Genomic DNA, 14,845 nt, shown 5'->3' with positions numbered 1-14,845 from the left:
GTCGGATTACGCCGTTGGCTAACCCGACCTACGGATGCGCAGCAGGTCGGACTAATCGTAGGTCGGATTAGGCAAAGCCGTAATCCGACACCACTCAACCTAATCCTCATTAACTCTTCAATGGCTTGTACTTCATCCGCTTGGGCTGCGCATCGCCGCCTTTGCGTTTGATCAAGTCATCGTGATACTCAGTGTAATTCCCTTCAAAGAACACGATATCCGAATCGCCTTCGTAAGCGAGAATGTGCGTCGCAATACGGTCAAGGAACCAGCGGTCGTGCGAGATCACCAGCACGCAACCGGGGAAGGCGAGAATCGCATCTTCCAGGGCGCGCAGGGTTTCAATATCCAGGTCGTTGGACGGTTCGTCGAGCAGCAGCACGTTAGCGCCTTGCTTCAGCGTATTGGCCAGATGCAAACGGCCACGCTCACCACCGGACAATTCACCCACACGTTTTTGCTGGTCCGCACCCTTGAAGTTAAAACGGCCCACGTAAGAGCGGGAGTTCACCTCATAGTTACCGATACGCAAAATATCCTGGCCATCGGACACGGCTTCCCAGACAGTTTTCTTATCGTCGAGGTTTTCGCGGCTCTGTTCGACATAAGCTACTTTGACGGTATCACCCAGGGTGACTTTGCCGCTATCCGGCTGCTCGGTGCCGGCGATCATGCGGAACAGGGTGGATTTACCCGCGCCGTTACCGCCGACAATCCCCACCACGGCACCCTTGGGAATACTCAAGGACAAATTGTCGATCAACAACCGGTCGCCATAACCTTTGCTGACGTTCTCCAGCTCGATGACCTTGTCGCCCAGGCGCTCGCCTGGCGGAATGTAAATCTCGTTAGTCTCATTACGGGATTGGAATTCCTGGGATTGCAATTCATCAAAGCGGGCCAGACGCGCCTTGCTCTTGGCCTGGCGGCCTTTAGGATTCTGACGCACCCACTCCAATTCGGTCTTCAGGGCTTTTTGATGCGCTGCTTCGGCGCGGGCTTCCTGCTCCAGGCGCGCTTCTTTTTGTTCCAGCCAACTGGTGTAGTTCCCTTCGTACGGAATGCCGTGGCCACGGTCCAGTTCCAGAATCCAGCCGGCGGCGTTGTCGAGGAAGTAACGGTCGTGGGTAATCGCTACCACGGTACCGGAGAAGCTTTGCAGAAATTGCTCCAGCCAATAGACCGACTCGGCGTCCAGGTGGTTGGTCGGTTCGTCGAGCAGCAGCATATCCGGGCGCGACAACAGCAGGCGACACAGGGCCACGCGGCGGCGCTCACCACCGGACAGTTTGGTGACATCCGCATCCCAGGGCGGTAGGCGCAGGGCATCAGCGGCAACTTCCAGGGTGTGGTCCAGGTTATGTGCATCCCAGGCCTGGATGATGTCTTCGCAGCGGGCCTGCTTCTTGGCCAGATCGTCAAAGTCGGCATCCGGCTCGGCGTAAGCGGCGTAGATCTTGTCCAGTTCTTGCAGCGCATCCACGGCTTCGCGCACGCCGTCTTCCACATTGCCGCGCACGTCTTTGGCTCCGTCCAGATGGGGCTCCTGGGGCAGATAGCCGACCTTGATACCCGGCATGGGGCGGGCTTCGCCGTTAAAATCCGTATCCACCCCGGCCATGATGCGTAATAACGTAGATTTACCCGAGCCGTTCAGGCCGAGCACACCGATCTTGGCGCCGGGGAAAAAGGAGAGGGAGATATCTTTGAGAATTTCACGCTTGGGCGGCACGATCTTGCCGAGCCGGTGCATGCTGTAAACGTATTGCGCCATGTGGCCTGAACCTCGTTTTGCAGGGTAGGGAATCCAAGGGCGCAAGGTACCGAAAGCGCTCGGCCAATTCAACGTGTAGAGCGGAAATGATGGGTTTTTTGAAGATTTATAACGATTGATTTTTGTGTGATGCACGTCACAAGGCGCCCGGCGCCATGGAATTGTTTGCCCGCATGACCCCCGCTAGACTGGCACCCGTCATAAGCGCCGCCCCACATGGCGCCGCAATCACGTAGCAATCAAATAACACGCGCCAACCGGGAATTCGTAATGCAGGTACGCACTACCATCCTCCGCATCATCTTCATCCTGCTCTCCATCGCCAGCCTGGCCTATGTCGCCAACCTCAAGGCGCAGCCACATTCCGTTGTGAATCCCGCCGAGCAATGCCGTTAGCGTATCGGGCAGGATTGTCGGGTTACGCTTCGCTAACCCGACCTACGGTAAACATTGCATTCGTAGGTCGGATTAGCGCCAGCGTAATCCGACACCGCACTGAAACATTTCACCAGTATCAAGCGCTAACCTGTTTCAAATCCTCCAAAATATGCTCCGCTGCCTGAAAGGCTAACGCCGCAATCGTCAAGGTCGGATTTCCGGTAGCTACCGTCGGAAATACACCGCTGCCGACCATAAACAAATTGCTGTGATCCCAGGATTGTTGGCGTGAGTTTAAAACGGAATCTTCCCTGGTATCTCCCATACGATAAGTCCCCACAATATGCCCAGCGCCATAAAAGGTGAAGTTATCGCCCTGGTATTGAAAATTGGTGGCAGTGACTTCAGCCGGCGTGCCGTAAAACACGGGGGCCGGCGGTAGCTTTGTGTATTCCGTTGCGCCGATGGCGTTGAAGATTTCCGTAGACACTTTTTTCGCAGAAACAAATGCATTGCGTACGTAATCTTCCTGAATGCGATAGGTCACTTTCGGGCGCGGTAAACCGAGGTGGTCAGTTTCGGTCTCGGATAATTCCACACGATTTTCCGGATCAGGTAATTGTTCAATCAAATACCCCAGGCGAATCTGCCGCGTATAAATGCCATTTAACGTATTCACCAACTGCGCACCAAATAACTGGCTATTGGCTGGCAAATTCTTGTCCCAGCGCAATGCTTGGCCTTGCTGATTCACCGAATCACCATTGAGCTGGCTATTGTTCTGGCCGAACACAAAATCCGCCAGGGTGGTGAACGGATCATTCGCTGCCCACTGCCAACCTTCGTTACCGATTTCAATACGATAAGCCGAACGCTCTTTGCGGAATTCACCATCGCGCAGGGACTCAATGCCTGACGTAGACAGCGGTCCGCGATAGGCAAATACCGGATCTTTCGCCAAACCCCAGGCGAGATACATCACATGGTCCATCAAGTTACGCCCGACCTGATCACTGCTGTTAGCAACACCTCGCGGAAAATTTTTATTTTTGTTGGACATCAATAACAGCTTGGGCGTCTCGATGGCATGGGCGGCCAGCACATATTTTTTTGCGCTAACCGTGCCGGAACCTGTGGGAATACCACCGTGGGTATCGTAAGTAATGTAATCAATACCGGTAATCTCGGCAGTGCTGTCGTCGACGCGAATATTATTCGCCACATGGCGATACCACACATCGACATTGCCGGTTTGCAGCGCGCGGGCGAGGGTGACGGTTGCATCGTATTTTGCCTGGATCGGACAAATAGGGATGCAGTTCGTATTGCCCGCACACTGGCGGCGTTCACCCGGTAAGGAGTTGCGACCCTGCGGCGTGGGTGTGACAAAAACCGGATTGCCATCAACGGTAATCGATGTAACGTTGTTGATATACGCCTGGTCCACCAGTGACTCTGTAATGCCGGGCATCGGGTAATTATAGGCCGGCCCGTAATCGCCCGTGGGCGAAACACCGAACTGGGTATAAAGCTGATCCATTGCATCCTTGTCGCCCGCCACACCAATTTCGTTGGTGGCTTTTTCATAATAGGGCACCAGCTTTTGATAAAAATCTTTACCGCCGGGCCAATCCACGCCTTGCCCGTACAAGGTTTTTAATTCGAAGTCGTTGGGAAATAACCGCAAGCTGGTGCCCAGCCAATGCCAGGTAGTACCGCCGCCGATGCGTTCATAGGAGCTGGCAAACGCGAAATTCGCGCGCGGACTATCGCCAGCTAAACCAGATTCCTGCGGCGAATAGGTGAAATAACATTGCCTGGGGTTTCGCCACGGCCCGATTTGTAGCACCGTGTAGCGCGGTACATTTTCCTGTGACGGATCGGGCAGGCCAAGCGGGTTATCTGGTGTTGACGCCGAAGGATTTTGCACCGTCGGTGGATAAGGGGATTCCGGGGTTTTGGCGTTAGCTTTGAAAAACGTTTCCATATAACCGCTGCGATCCACCGGCACCGGTTGCCCGGCCTCAAGGATCAACACTTTCTTGCCTTGCAATCCCAACTGATACGCAACGATAGAACCGGCAATGCCCGAACCTACAATAACAACATCGTATTCCTGATTAGCAGTCATGCTGTGCTCTCCTTATTTGTTGCCGGTGAAATCGCTGAGTGGTGCGGGTGCTGTGGCCCAATAACCATAACGAAAGTTGGAATCACCCATGGGGTGCGATTGCATTACCTGCCAGGCTAAACCGGTGGTGTAACTTTTGGCGGAGATCATATCGCTGACCGTATTGGCGGGTGCTGTATCAGAGGCCGGAATAAGGGTGGGCCAGGCGCCGGCGTACCACATAAAAATTAATTTGCGGCATGCAATCACAAAATCCGCACCGTTGCTGTCAGCGAGCATCGCTTCACCGATTTGTTGGTCGGTTAGCTTCTGTGCCTTGAGTGACACAAATGTTTGAAAAATAGTATTCACAAGATCGGGATTGCCGCTTTCCCGGGTAACCGCTTGGGTAAAAAACGGCAGGTATTCCGATTTAATATCTACCGGGTCCAGCCTCGGTGAAAGTATATTGATGGAAAAGCCGGTTAACACCGCGCTCAGGCCGATAAAATTTGCCATTGTGGAATCAGTCATGGTTCGCTCCTTAAATTAATTGCGCACAGATTATTGCGCGCGTTGTAACAGGTAAGTGAAATCGGAAAACAAACCGTTGGTGCCAGTGGCATTGTTGTGACACGCCATGCAGCTGCTGGAGGTTTGTTTGACTTCACCCTGGATGTAGGTTTCGAGTGTGGTGTTGGCCAGGAACGACGGCGCGGGCGCACCGGTGGGATCTGTAGGACTGGTGGCGTTGGTGGGCCACTGGGTACTGACCAATTCGTAATTCAACCACACCGAACCCGGCACGGCTTTTTCCAGCGCAGCGTGGTAGCGCGCGTTCAAATTTTTGGCATCTTCGGTAATCGGAATGACGCGCTCAACCTGCGTGGGTTGCGTATGTGGGTTAGCCGGATTCCACGGGCGTGGTGGTGGCTCATTCACAGCACAATCCTTACACGCCGGATTAAAAAAGTTGTACGCACTTAACGCCGGTGCCTCACCCTTGGTGGGGGCATTGGCAATGTGTTCAAAGGTAGACCAAACCCACTGCGGTTCTTTTTCCGTTTTGTGCGCAATATGAAAACCCACCAGGCCAACTTGCTCCAGTGAACAGGCCGGCTCAACACCGGGTTGCTCTTCAGGGTTGTTGTACACCAGGGCAAAGGTCGTGTGATAACGGCTGGGATCAAATTGTCCACCCATCTTCACCCAGGCTGCTTTCAACATGATCGCGCCGATCTGATTGCTCTGGGTATTACTCGATGGAAAATCCGCATCTTTGGCAAATGCCGCTTGACCGGCTTTGCTGTAAAGCTGGTTGTCGAGGATGTAATTAAACATGGTCTCGTTGGTAAGAATTTCGTAACGCGTGTACTGACCGTTTTGATCGATCAGCGGCCCGGTTTGAAACGGCTCACCACTTTCATCCAGCACGTTAGGCGTTTTGCCTACCTGAGTTAAATGAATGGTGCCCGCCGGAATATTGTTGATGTGTTTGCACACATCCGGCACGGGGTTGGGCTGATTCCAGGCGGGCGGTTGTGCACCATCGGGCAGAAAAATATCGCGGCTCTCTTTCCAGCTTTGCCACACCACCGGGCCGCCGGGTTGTTGGCCGATCACCAGATTGTTATTGGGTGTCCCATCGGCATTGGCCGGCCAATTGAGCGCAACAAACGACTGCCAGGAAAATACATCAAAATCGTGCTGCAATGATTCCAGCGTAAACGGCGGGTTCGCATCAATTTCCAGCGGAATTGTAGAACTCAATGTGGGCAATGGTTCGGTTGGTGTAGAGCGGGGCGCAGAACCGCTTGCCAACGCGGTAGTGGTCGGCGAGGGCGTGGTGGCATCGTGCGGTTCCGGCGAACATGCCTGCAACAACACCAACGACATACCTACCAGGGCGCGATAAGTAAAACAGGAAAAACCAGGCTGCCATTTCATGCTAAAAATCCTTGTCTTTTTATGGGTAGTTCAGAGTAACCCCGGAAGCCGGCCGCCGCATATTACAACCCATGACAGCGAAGCGCGCCGTATTGAAATGTGCGCCAGATGACAGAGGATAAAAAATTTTCCTGCAAACCTTGCGCCCCCTGAACAAATTGAGTTTCAATCGTTCACAGCCTGTTACTTCACGTCGATAAGGATTGCATGACCGCCGCCAGCTTTCATACTGATACGCAAGGTGACCATTGCACGCTGTATCTGAGCGGGCATTGGCAATTGGGTGATGCGCCGGACGGCGAAGCACTGCGGGCTGCCGTCCCGGAAGCGTGCCGCCACCTCAACCTCGTCGCCGATCACCTGGAAGATTGGGATTCCAGCCTTGCCATTGCGCTCTTACCCCTGGCGCGCTGGTGCGACCAACAGAATATTTCTTTCAACACCGACGCGGTGCCCCAAGGGTTGCAACAGCTGTTGAACCTTGCGACAGGTGTGCCGGTTTATCAAACGCAAGCGACGGAACGATCAGATAGCGCCGTTACCCTGCTGCGCAATGCCGTCAAACAACAATGGCATGACCTGCGCGACACACTGATTTTTTTAGGCGATACCTGCATTGCCCTGGGGCAATGGCTGCGCGGTAATGCCAAGACCCGTCGCGTCGATATTTTCTTTTTTATTGATCAAGCCGGTCCGCGCGCACTGGCCATTGTTACGCTCATCAGTATTTTGGTGGGCATGATCCTCGCGTATCTGGGCTCTGTGCAGTTGCGCCAGTTGGGTGCCCAGGTGTACGTGGCGGATCTGGTGGCTATCGGCATGGTGCGTGAAATGGGCGCGTTGATGACGGCGGTCATTATGGCGGGCCGAACCGGGGCCGCCTACGCGGCCCAACTCGGCACCATGCAAGTGAACGAAGAGATTGATGCGCTGCGCATCATGGGTATTTCCAGTATGGAATTTCTGGTGCTGCCGCGTTTGCTGGCGCTGGTATTGGTGATGCCGTTGTTGTGCATCTACGCGGATATTATCGGCATGGTCGGCGGCGCCATTATTGCGACCAGTATGGATGTCAGCGTCATTCAATATATTTCCCAAACCCGCGACGCGGTGGATTGGCTCGATATCTCCACGGGCATCATTAAAAGTATTGTCTTCGGTATATTAATTGCGATTGCCGGTTGTCAGGCCGGTTTGAATTGCGGACGCAATTCCGATGCGGTGGGCATGGCGGCTACCAATGCGGTGGTGAAAGCCATCGTGTATCTGGTGGTGGCGGATGCCGCCTTCAATATCCTGTACGACAAACTCGGAATCTGATTCATGGTGCAGCAAGCCTTTATAGAAGTGCGCGATCTCACCATCGGTTACGGCAACCGCGTGGTACAGGAGCATCTACAGTTTGAAGTGCGCAAGAACGATATCTTTTTTATTATCGGCGGCAGTGGGTGCGGCAAAACCACATTGCTCAAACACATGATCGGTTTGATCGAACCTTCCCATGGCGAGGTGTTATATCAAGGCACCAATTTTTACCGGTCAGATGAAGAAACCCAGCTGGAATTGTTAAAAAACTGGGGCATTACGTTTCAGACCGGCGCGCTGTTTTCCAGTATGACCCTGGCCGAAAATGTTGCCTTGCCCATGCAGCTGTATACCGATTTAAGCGAAAAGCAAATTGCAGAAGCCGTTGCCTATAAGCTGGCATTGGTAGGCCTGGGCGGCTTTGAGGATTTTTATCCGGCCGAGATCAGCGGCGGCATGCACAAGCGCGCGGGGCTCGCGCGCGCTATTGCCCTTGATCCGCAGCTGTTATTTTTTGATGAACCTTCAGCCGGGCTGGACCCGATCAGCTCCTTGCGGCTCGACCAGTTAATCCTGCAAGTGTGCCAGGCCCTGGACTCTACAGTGATCATCGTTTCGCACGAATTACCCAGCATCTTGTCTATCGGAACCAACAGTGTCTTTCTCGACGCGCAAGCCAAAACCATGCTCGACAGCGGCGACCCCAAACATCTGGCGCAACACAGCCGGCAAGACAAGGTGCGCCAGTTTTTGAATCGCGCGGAAAGTCAGACAGAGGAAAAAGCATGAGCCATAAAAAGAATCGCTCCCTCGCCATCGGTGCCTTTATTGTCGGCGCTATCCTGCTGGTATTTATTGCGCTGATGTTTTTTTCCGGCGGCCGTTTCTTTGCCGATAAAAAGCGCGTCGTCATGTATTTTGAAGGCTCTGTGCAAGGGTTGCAGGTCGGTGCGCCGGTAAAACTGAAAGGCGTAGTGTTGGGGGAGATTATTGATATCAGCATCAATTTTGAGCGCGACAACAAAACCGTTTACACCGCTGTCACCGCCGATCTGGTGATGAAGCGCATCAACAGTGACGGCGTCAATGTCGAAGAGGATTTTTTTGAAGATGCTATCCAAAGCGGTTTGCGCGCGCAACTAAACTTCCAGAGTTTTCTGACCGGCTTATTGTACGTGGAACTGGATTTTTATCCCGACAGTGAATTAAGGCTCTACGCGATCCAAAAAGAGCACCAGGAAATTCCCACCATCGGTACCAGCTTTGAAGAAATTTCCCGCACTTTCCAGGAGCTGGATTTAAAAGGTCTGGTGCACAACCTCAATAACCTCACCGAGCAAGTGAGTAATATGGTGGCCAATGGGCAGGTGGCGGAAACCCTCAGCAGTTTTAACCGATTGGCCACATCACTGGAACAAACGTCCGGCAATGCGGATAAGGAAATCGCGCGCCTGAGTGCAAAGATGGACACTACGCTGACCGAGCTGAATACCTTGATCAAGCAATTGAATACCCAAACACCCGACATGCTGGCTTCGCTCAAAAGCAGCCTGCAAGAACTGGACAAAAGTATGCAAAGTTTTGATCAGGCGGCGGCCAATATTGAACACGCGTTTTCTGAGGATGCGCCGCTGATTAACCAACTGACCCGCACGCTGGAAGATATGAGCCGCTCATCGCAAGCGTTTCGCAGTTTGAGCGAAACCCTGGAACAACAGCCCGAGGCATTATTGCGTGGCCGATCTATTTTGCCGGAGGAAGAGTAAATGATACGCAACCTGTTCATCCTGTTAACTGTATGTAGCTTGCTGGGTGCGTGCCAGAGTTCACCGCGCAAGAATTTTTATCTGCTCAGCGCAGCACCCGCCGAGCAGAGCAACAGCTCCGAGATTACCACGCTGATCGGTATTGGCCCGGTGGAAGTGGCGGAATACCTGAACCGTTTGCACATGGTGTACGAAGCCGAAGACGGTAGCCTGGTTCTGGGGGATAACGACTATTGGGCCGAGCCCTTGCGCGAGGGAATTCCACGCGTAATCGGTTTAAACCTGACCGCGCGCGACCCCAGCCGTAGCGTGGTGAACTTTCCCTGGCGGCGCGACAGTAAACCGGATTACAGCTTGCGCGTCGCAGTGCACAGCCTCCACCGTGTCGGCAGCGATGCCTATATCAATGCCACGTGGGAGTTGGTGGATGTCAACGAACGAACCAGCTTGCTGCGCCGTCACTTTATCCGTCGTCAGCCGGTCGCCTCCGGCCCCCGCGCCCTGGCCCAAGCCTACAGCCAATTACTCGCCGACCTCTCCACCAGCATGGACCAAGCCCTCACCCAAAACACCCGTAGGTCGGATTAGCGCAGCGTAATCCGACACTCGACCAACTACCAACGCTTAACAGTTTTGCCAACAATGCCATGGCGATTTGCCCCATTCATTGCTAGGCTATCCCCATAACCGCCGGCCACGGTTGGCCGGCGCCTTTTTTCTGCCCGTGATGTCCCGAACCGATGGATGAACAAACCCTTCGCCTCACTTCTGAATCTATAGACAACACTCTGCACTTTGTCCTTGAGACTATCAGCGAAGGCGTGGTGGTGACGGATGCTGACTGGACGATTACCTACGCCAATCCCGCAGTTGAACGCCTTACATCCCTGTCGCACGACCACGTCGTCAATAAAAATTTCTGGCAGATATTCCGCGACCTGCGCGGTACGTTATTGGATAACCCGCAACCGGGCACCGCCAAAAGCACCATTAAATTTTCCGCCTACCTGGTCCAGCAGCGGCTGTGGGTGGAGGTCAGCAGTTTTCCCCGCGAGGGCGGCGGCCTGACCATTTGTTTCAAAGATATCACTACCTTCAAACGCGAAGCCGTCGCCGAGCGCAGCGCCATGGAGGCGCGTACCGCTGCCAATGCCAACGCCAAATTTCGCGCCTTCTTTGAACAGGGTTCGCAATTCGCCTGGCTGACCACCCTGGATGGCACGGTTATCGAAACCAATCGTTACAGTTCGCAAGCCACGGGGCTGGAACACCGCAATATCGTCGGCAAAAAGTTTTGGGAATGGGGCATATGGAACCACCTGCCGCCGGTGATGGAGGTGGTAAAGCAAGCGATTCTGGCCGCTGCCGCCGGCATCCGTTTCAAGCGCGAATTAACCTATTCATTAGAGCCGGACAGCGAACGTTACATTGACCTCTCCATTACACCGGTTACCGATGACCACGGGCACACCATTTTTATTGCGGTGGTGGGGATCGATATCACCGAGCGCCGCCGCCTCGACGCCGCGTTCGCCGATATGCGCACGCGCCTTGAATCCATGCTGACCGCTGCGGAGGTCGCCACCTGGACCTGGGACGCTGGCACTAACCAGATCATCGCCGACCGCAACCTGGTGCAATTATTTTCCATCCCGACCGAAAAAGCGGACAGCGCCACCCTGGCCGAATACTATGCATCGATTCACCCGGATGATATTGATCGTGTCAAAGCGCTCAGCAAAAAAGCGATTGCCGAAGGCAGCTTATTTGAAGCGCGCTATCGCGTGCGCATGGGCGATGGCAATTACCGCACCGTGATCGCCCGCGGGCGGGCGCAATACGACAGCAATGGCCTTGCCGTTGCGTTTCCCGGCGTGGTGGTTGATATCACCAGCCAGGCCCAGGCCGAGAGCGAACTGGAGCTCAGCAACCAGCGCTACAGTGCCTTGATTGAATTGATGGACGAAGGGTTTTGTTTACTGGAAATTTTGTACGACCAACAACACCGCCCGCACGATTACCGCTTTATCGAAGTCAACCTGGCCTTTGAAAAACAAACCGGCCTGGTTAATCCGGTGGGCAAGACAGCGCGCGCCATGGTGCCGGATCTTGAAACCAGTTGGATAGAAACCTACGCCCGCGTTGCGCAAACCGGCGCACCGATGCGTTTTCAAATGCATTCCCAAGCCATGGGACGCACCTTTGATGTTTACGCCAGCCGCCAGGGTGGGCGGGAAAGTAATCGCGTCTCGCTGATTTTTTCTGATATCACCGCGCGCAAACTTGCTGAAGAAGCATTGCGCAACCACGCCAACCATTTGATGGAATCCAACCGCCGCAAATCAGAATTTCTCGCGACCCTGGCCCACGAATTACGCAACCCGCTCGCGCCGTTAAAAAATGGTGTGCAATTATTAAAATTATCCAACGACCAACCGGAAACCATTACCCGGGTGCGCAGTATGATGGAGCGCCAGCTCAATCAAATGGTGCGACTGGTGGATGACTTGCTCGACATCGCCCGCATCAACAGCGGCAAGATTGAATTAAAAATCGAACGCCTCTGTTTAAATGACATCGTACTCAGCGCCGTGGAAACCAGCACGCCGCTGATTGAAGCCTGCAATCACCAATTCACCGTAGACATTCACAACGAAACCATTCAACTGAATGCCGATGCCGCGCGCCTCGCGCAAGTACTCAGCAACCTGTTAAACAACGCCGCCAAATACACCCCGCCCGGTGGCGAAATTCGCTTGTCCTCCTGGGACGACGGCCTGGATTTATTTGTGGCGGTAACAGACAACGGTATCGGTTTAAGTGAAGACGCGATCGCGGCGGTATTCGAAATGTTTTCCCAGGTCGGGCGCAGCCTGACCCAATCCCACGGCGGCCTGGGTATCGGATTATCCCTGGTGCGACAAATCGTTGAATTGCACGGCGGCCAGGTCTCCGCGCAAAGCGCCGGGCCGGGCATGGGCAGCACCTTTTTAATTCGTTTGCCCTTGACCAAAAGCCTCGCAGCGGATCACCCGCAGGAAATAGCACAGGAGCAAACGGAGCAGGGTTCGCAACCCTTGCGTATTTTGTTGGTGGATGACAACACCGATGCCGCCGAATCACTGGCGTCCTTGCTGACATTGATCGGCCACGAAACACTGGTGGCCCACGAAGGCAACGAAGCCATTGCCAAAGCGCGTGAATTTCTACCGCAGATTGCCTTCCTGGATCTCGGCCTACCGGGAATGGACGGCTGCGAACTCGCCGGACATTTACAGCACATGCCCGAGCTCAACGGCCTTCACCTGATTGCTCTCACCGGCTGGGGCGGTAAGGACGACCGCGAAAAAACCGCCGCCGCCGGCTTCGCCGAACACCTCACCAAACCCACCAGCTTTGACAGCATCCAGGACGTGCTCACTCGTTTCCAAACCCGCATGCGCGGTTAACACCTTTGCATATTGTCGGATTACGCTGCGCTAATTCGACCTAGGTGTTCATTCGGCTACTCAACCCCACCGTAGGTCGAATTAGGCGCGCCGCGCCGTAATCCGACATCCATCTCGCGGCTGCGCACTCTTACCAATCAATAACCACCTTTGTCGGATTACGCTTCGCTAATCCGACCTACTTGGCAGGTGGCTGCGAACAAATTGTAAAAAAATGTAACAACCGATTTTTCGGTTTTTGACACGCTTTATAACCTTTGATCTTAGCGTGATGCGCATCACAAAAACCTCTCCGGCTGGTTATTGTTTGATCATTTGTGCGCCATTACACTGCCGCCTTTCGTTGGCCGGAAATTGCCAGCCATTTAAAAAAACCACGCTCTACCAGGGACTCGATCCATGCAGGTACGCTTCGCGCAATACTTTTTCGCTTTATGCCTTTTTATCGCCACGCTCAGCCTAACGGTCATCGTTCAGGCGCAAACCAATCAGGAAGCCCTTGCCGAAATCCGGCGGGCGATTGAGCTGGAAGAACAGCGCCGCGCCGACGAGCGCCGCCGCTTGCAGGAAGCCCAGCGCACCCACACCCAACTGAAAACCGAAGAAGCCCCGCAGCAAGACATCAGCGCGGACGAGGGCCCCTGTTTTACCATCAACAAGGTCATCATCGACGGCGCCAGCCTGCTGTCGGAAAAAATCCTGCACAACACCTACAAGGATCAACTCGGTCAATGTATCGGTATTGCGCAGATCAATAACATCGTCAGCCGCATTACCCAGCACTACATCGATGCCGGCTACGTCACCAGCCGCGCCTATATTCCCCAACAAAACCTCGCCAGCGGCGACCTGCGCATCAGCGTAGTGGAAGGCTACATTGAATCGATTCGCCTGGAAGGCGGACCCAAGCGTTTATTGGCTACCGCGTTTCCCGGGTTGATCGGTAAACCACTTAACCTGCGTGAAATCGAGCAGGGATTGGATCAACTCAACCGCCTGCGCTCGGCCAATGCCACTATTCAATTTGTGCCCGGTTCGGAGCTGGGGGCCAGCGAGGTGGTTATCCAATATCGCAAATCCGAACCGGTCAGCATCAATATCGGCTACAACAACAGCGGCCAGGAATCCACCGGTGTTTATAAAGTCAGCGCTGGCGGTGGTTGGGACAACCCGCTGGGCATCAACGACTTTATTTACCTGAACCATTCCACCAACGCGCGCGATGAAGGCGAGGGTAAAAAAAGTGAAAGCACATCGCTGCATTATTCATTGCCGTTCGGCTACTGGAATTTTGCCGTGGATGCCAGTCAATTTGAGTACGCCAACCTGGTTACCGGCAGTGCCACCACCTTTGAAACACGCGGCACCAACGATGTATTACAAATTTCCATTGATCGTTTGCTGAGCCGCAATCAAACCAGCAAGACGATTGCGTCTCTGCACATCAAGGAACAAGCCGGCGAAAACTATATTGACGATGTGTTGCTACTCACCAGCAGCCGCGACGACACCGTGCTGGGGCTGGACCTCAGTCGTGAAATGTATTTGCCCGGCAATACCACCCTGATTATGTCCGCCGGTTACGCGCGCGGATTAAAAGCCGAATTCCACAGCGAAGCCGCACAAGATGCGCCGGACGCACCACCGGAAGATTTTGAAAAATATTTACTCGATATAACCCTGCTCGGCGCTGTGCAAGCCCTCGGCAATGTGTGGCAATGGCGAACCGAATTGCACGGCCAATACAGCGACGATTTATTATTTTCCAGCGAATCCTTTTCTATCGGCAGCCAGTACACCTTGCGCGGTTTTAAAGAGGATGGCTTATCCGGCGATACCGGCATTTACTGGCGCAATGAGATTTCATTGCCGGCCTATCCCTTCCCGCGCGCGCCGCGTTTCCGCACAGAACCTTATATCGGTATCGATACCGGCGTAATCGACAACGGCTTGCGCAATGAATCCCTTACCGGTTGGGCCATTGGCTTGCGTTTGTCCGGCGCTAATGTCTCGGCGCAGGTGAATTACGCACAGCCGATTGACCACCCGGATTACCTGGCGCCGGACAAAAATATCCTCGATTTCTCGTTAACCTTTTCAAAGAGCTGGTGATAGT

The 14,845-nt window shown here is 54.0% G+C and carries 11 protein-coding genes; 7 read left to right on the top strand and 4 right to left on the bottom strand.

Annotated features, from left to right (window positions below; translation table 11 throughout):
- Positions 1–109 precede the first annotated feature (109 nt).
- On the bottom strand, positions 110–1,774 hold the full coding sequence (ettA, locus tag ACSV5M_RS14625; protein ID WP_439176980.1) for an energy-dependent translational throttle protein EttA: 1,665 nt from the start codon (positions 1,772–1,774) through the stop codon (positions 110–112).
- Positions 1,775–2,044: 270 nt separating this feature from the next.
- Here ettA and ACSV5M_RS14620 point away from each other — a divergent pair, with 270 nt between their 5' ends.
- A complete protein-coding gene (locus tag ACSV5M_RS14620; protein ID WP_439176979.1) occupies positions 2,045–2,170 on the top strand; it encodes a hypothetical protein in 126 nt (41 codons plus the stop codon).
- 118 nt (positions 2,171–2,288) lie between these two features.
- Here ACSV5M_RS14620 and ACSV5M_RS14615 read toward each other — a convergent pair whose 3' ends face one another.
- Genes ACSV5M_RS14615 through ACSV5M_RS14605 form a run of 3 tightly spaced genes read right to left on the bottom strand, consistent with a single transcriptional unit; the run spans position 2,289 to position 6,209 of the window.
- Positions 2,289–4,283 carry a GMC family oxidoreductase gene (locus ACSV5M_RS14615; RefSeq protein ID WP_439176978.1) on the bottom strand — a complete coding sequence of 665 codons (1,995 nt, stop codon included), beginning with the start codon at positions 4,281–4,283 and terminating at the stop codon, positions 2,289–2,291.
- A gap of 12 nt (positions 4,284–4,295) precedes the next feature.
- Positions 4,296–4,796: a hypothetical protein gene (locus ACSV5M_RS14610; RefSeq protein ID WP_439176977.1), complete on the bottom strand. Its 501-nt coding sequence runs from the start codon at positions 4,794–4,796 to the stop codon at positions 4,296–4,298.
- Positions 4,797–4,826: 30 nt separating this feature from the next.
- Complete coding sequence (locus tag ACSV5M_RS14605) at positions 4,827–6,209, bottom strand: hypothetical protein (RefSeq protein ID WP_439176976.1); 1,383 nt, start codon at positions 6,207–6,209, stop codon at positions 4,827–4,829.
- Positions 6,210–6,416: 207 nt separating this feature from the next.
- Here ACSV5M_RS14605 and ACSV5M_RS14600 point away from each other — a divergent pair, with 207 nt between their 5' ends.
- From ACSV5M_RS14600 to ACSV5M_RS14575, 6 genes are all read left to right on the top strand, one after another.
- Entirely contained in the window at positions 6,417–7,529 is a 1,113-nt protein-coding gene (locus ACSV5M_RS14600) for an MlaE family ABC transporter permease (RefSeq protein ID WP_439176975.1), read from the top strand.
- A gap of 3 nt (positions 7,530–7,532) precedes the next feature.
- Positions 7,533–8,303 (top strand): ABC transporter ATP-binding protein, encoded by a 771-nt coding sequence (locus ACSV5M_RS14595; protein WP_439176974.1) that lies wholly within the window; start codon positions 7,533–7,535, stop codon positions 8,301–8,303.
- Positions 8,300–9,280, top strand: a complete 981-nt coding sequence (locus ACSV5M_RS14590) for an MlaD family protein (RefSeq protein ID WP_439176973.1) — start codon at positions 8,300–8,302, stop codon at positions 9,278–9,280. Before ACSV5M_RS14595 ends, ACSV5M_RS14590 begins: the two co-directional genes overlap by 4 nt.
- A complete protein-coding gene (locus tag ACSV5M_RS14585) occupies positions 9,281–9,868 on the top strand; it encodes a PqiC family protein (RefSeq protein WP_439176972.1) in 588 nt (195 codons plus the stop codon).
- A gap of 152 nt (positions 9,869–10,020) precedes the next feature.
- A complete protein-coding gene (locus ACSV5M_RS14580; RefSeq protein WP_439176971.1) occupies positions 10,021–12,729 on the top strand; it encodes a PAS domain S-box protein in 2,709 nt (902 codons plus the stop codon).
- A gap of 399 nt (positions 12,730–13,128) precedes the next feature.
- Positions 13,129–14,841 carry a ShlB/FhaC/HecB family hemolysin secretion/activation protein gene (locus tag ACSV5M_RS14575; RefSeq protein ID WP_439176970.1) on the top strand — a complete coding sequence of 571 codons (1,713 nt, stop codon included), beginning with the start codon at positions 13,129–13,131 and terminating at the stop codon, positions 14,839–14,841.
- Positions 14,842–14,845 lie beyond the last annotated feature (4 nt).

The organism is Cellvibrio sp. ARAG 10.3 (assembly GCF_051846955.1).
Lineage (GTDB): Bacteria > Pseudomonadota > Gammaproteobacteria > Pseudomonadales > Cellvibrionaceae > Cellvibrio.
Note: the sequence above shows the minus strand (reverse complement) of the source record. Positions and strands in the feature narration are given on the sequence as shown.

Coding starts and splice junctions, on each gene's coding strand:
- ACSV5M_RS14600 (WP_439176975.1), top strand. CDS start 6,417: ATGACCGCCGCCAGCTTTCATACTGATACGCAAGGTGACCATTGCACG.
- ACSV5M_RS14610 (WP_439176977.1), bottom strand. CDS start 4,796: ATGACTGATTCCACAATGGCAAATTTTATCGGCCTGAGCGCGGTGTTA.
- ACSV5M_RS14595 (WP_439176974.1), top strand. CDS start 7,533: ATGGTGCAGCAAGCCTTTATAGAAGTGCGCGATCTCACCATCGGTTAC.
- ACSV5M_RS14605 (WP_439176976.1), bottom strand. CDS start 6,209: ATGAAATGGCAGCCTGGTTTTTCCTGTTTTACTTATCGCGCCCTGGTA.
- ACSV5M_RS14585 (WP_439176972.1), top strand. CDS start 9,281: ATGATACGCAACCTGTTCATCCTGTTAACTGTATGTAGCTTGCTGGGT.
- ettA (WP_439176980.1), bottom strand. CDS start 1,774: ATGGCGCAATACGTTTACAGCATGCACCGGCTCGGCAAGATCGTGCCG.
- ACSV5M_RS14590 (WP_439176973.1), top strand. CDS start 8,300: ATGAGCCATAAAAAGAATCGCTCCCTCGCCATCGGTGCCTTTATTGTC.
- ACSV5M_RS14580 (WP_439176971.1), top strand. CDS start 10,021: ATGGATGAACAAACCCTTCGCCTCACTTCTGAATCTATAGACAACACT.
- ACSV5M_RS14620 (WP_439176979.1), top strand. CDS start 2,045: ATGCAGGTACGCACTACCATCCTCCGCATCATCTTCATCCTGCTCTCC.
- ACSV5M_RS14615 (WP_439176978.1), bottom strand. CDS start 4,283: ATGACTGCTAATCAGGAATACGATGTTGTTATTGTAGGTTCGGGCATT.
- ACSV5M_RS14575 (WP_439176970.1), top strand. CDS start 13,129: ATGCAGGTACGCTTCGCGCAATACTTTTTCGCTTTATGCCTTTTTATC.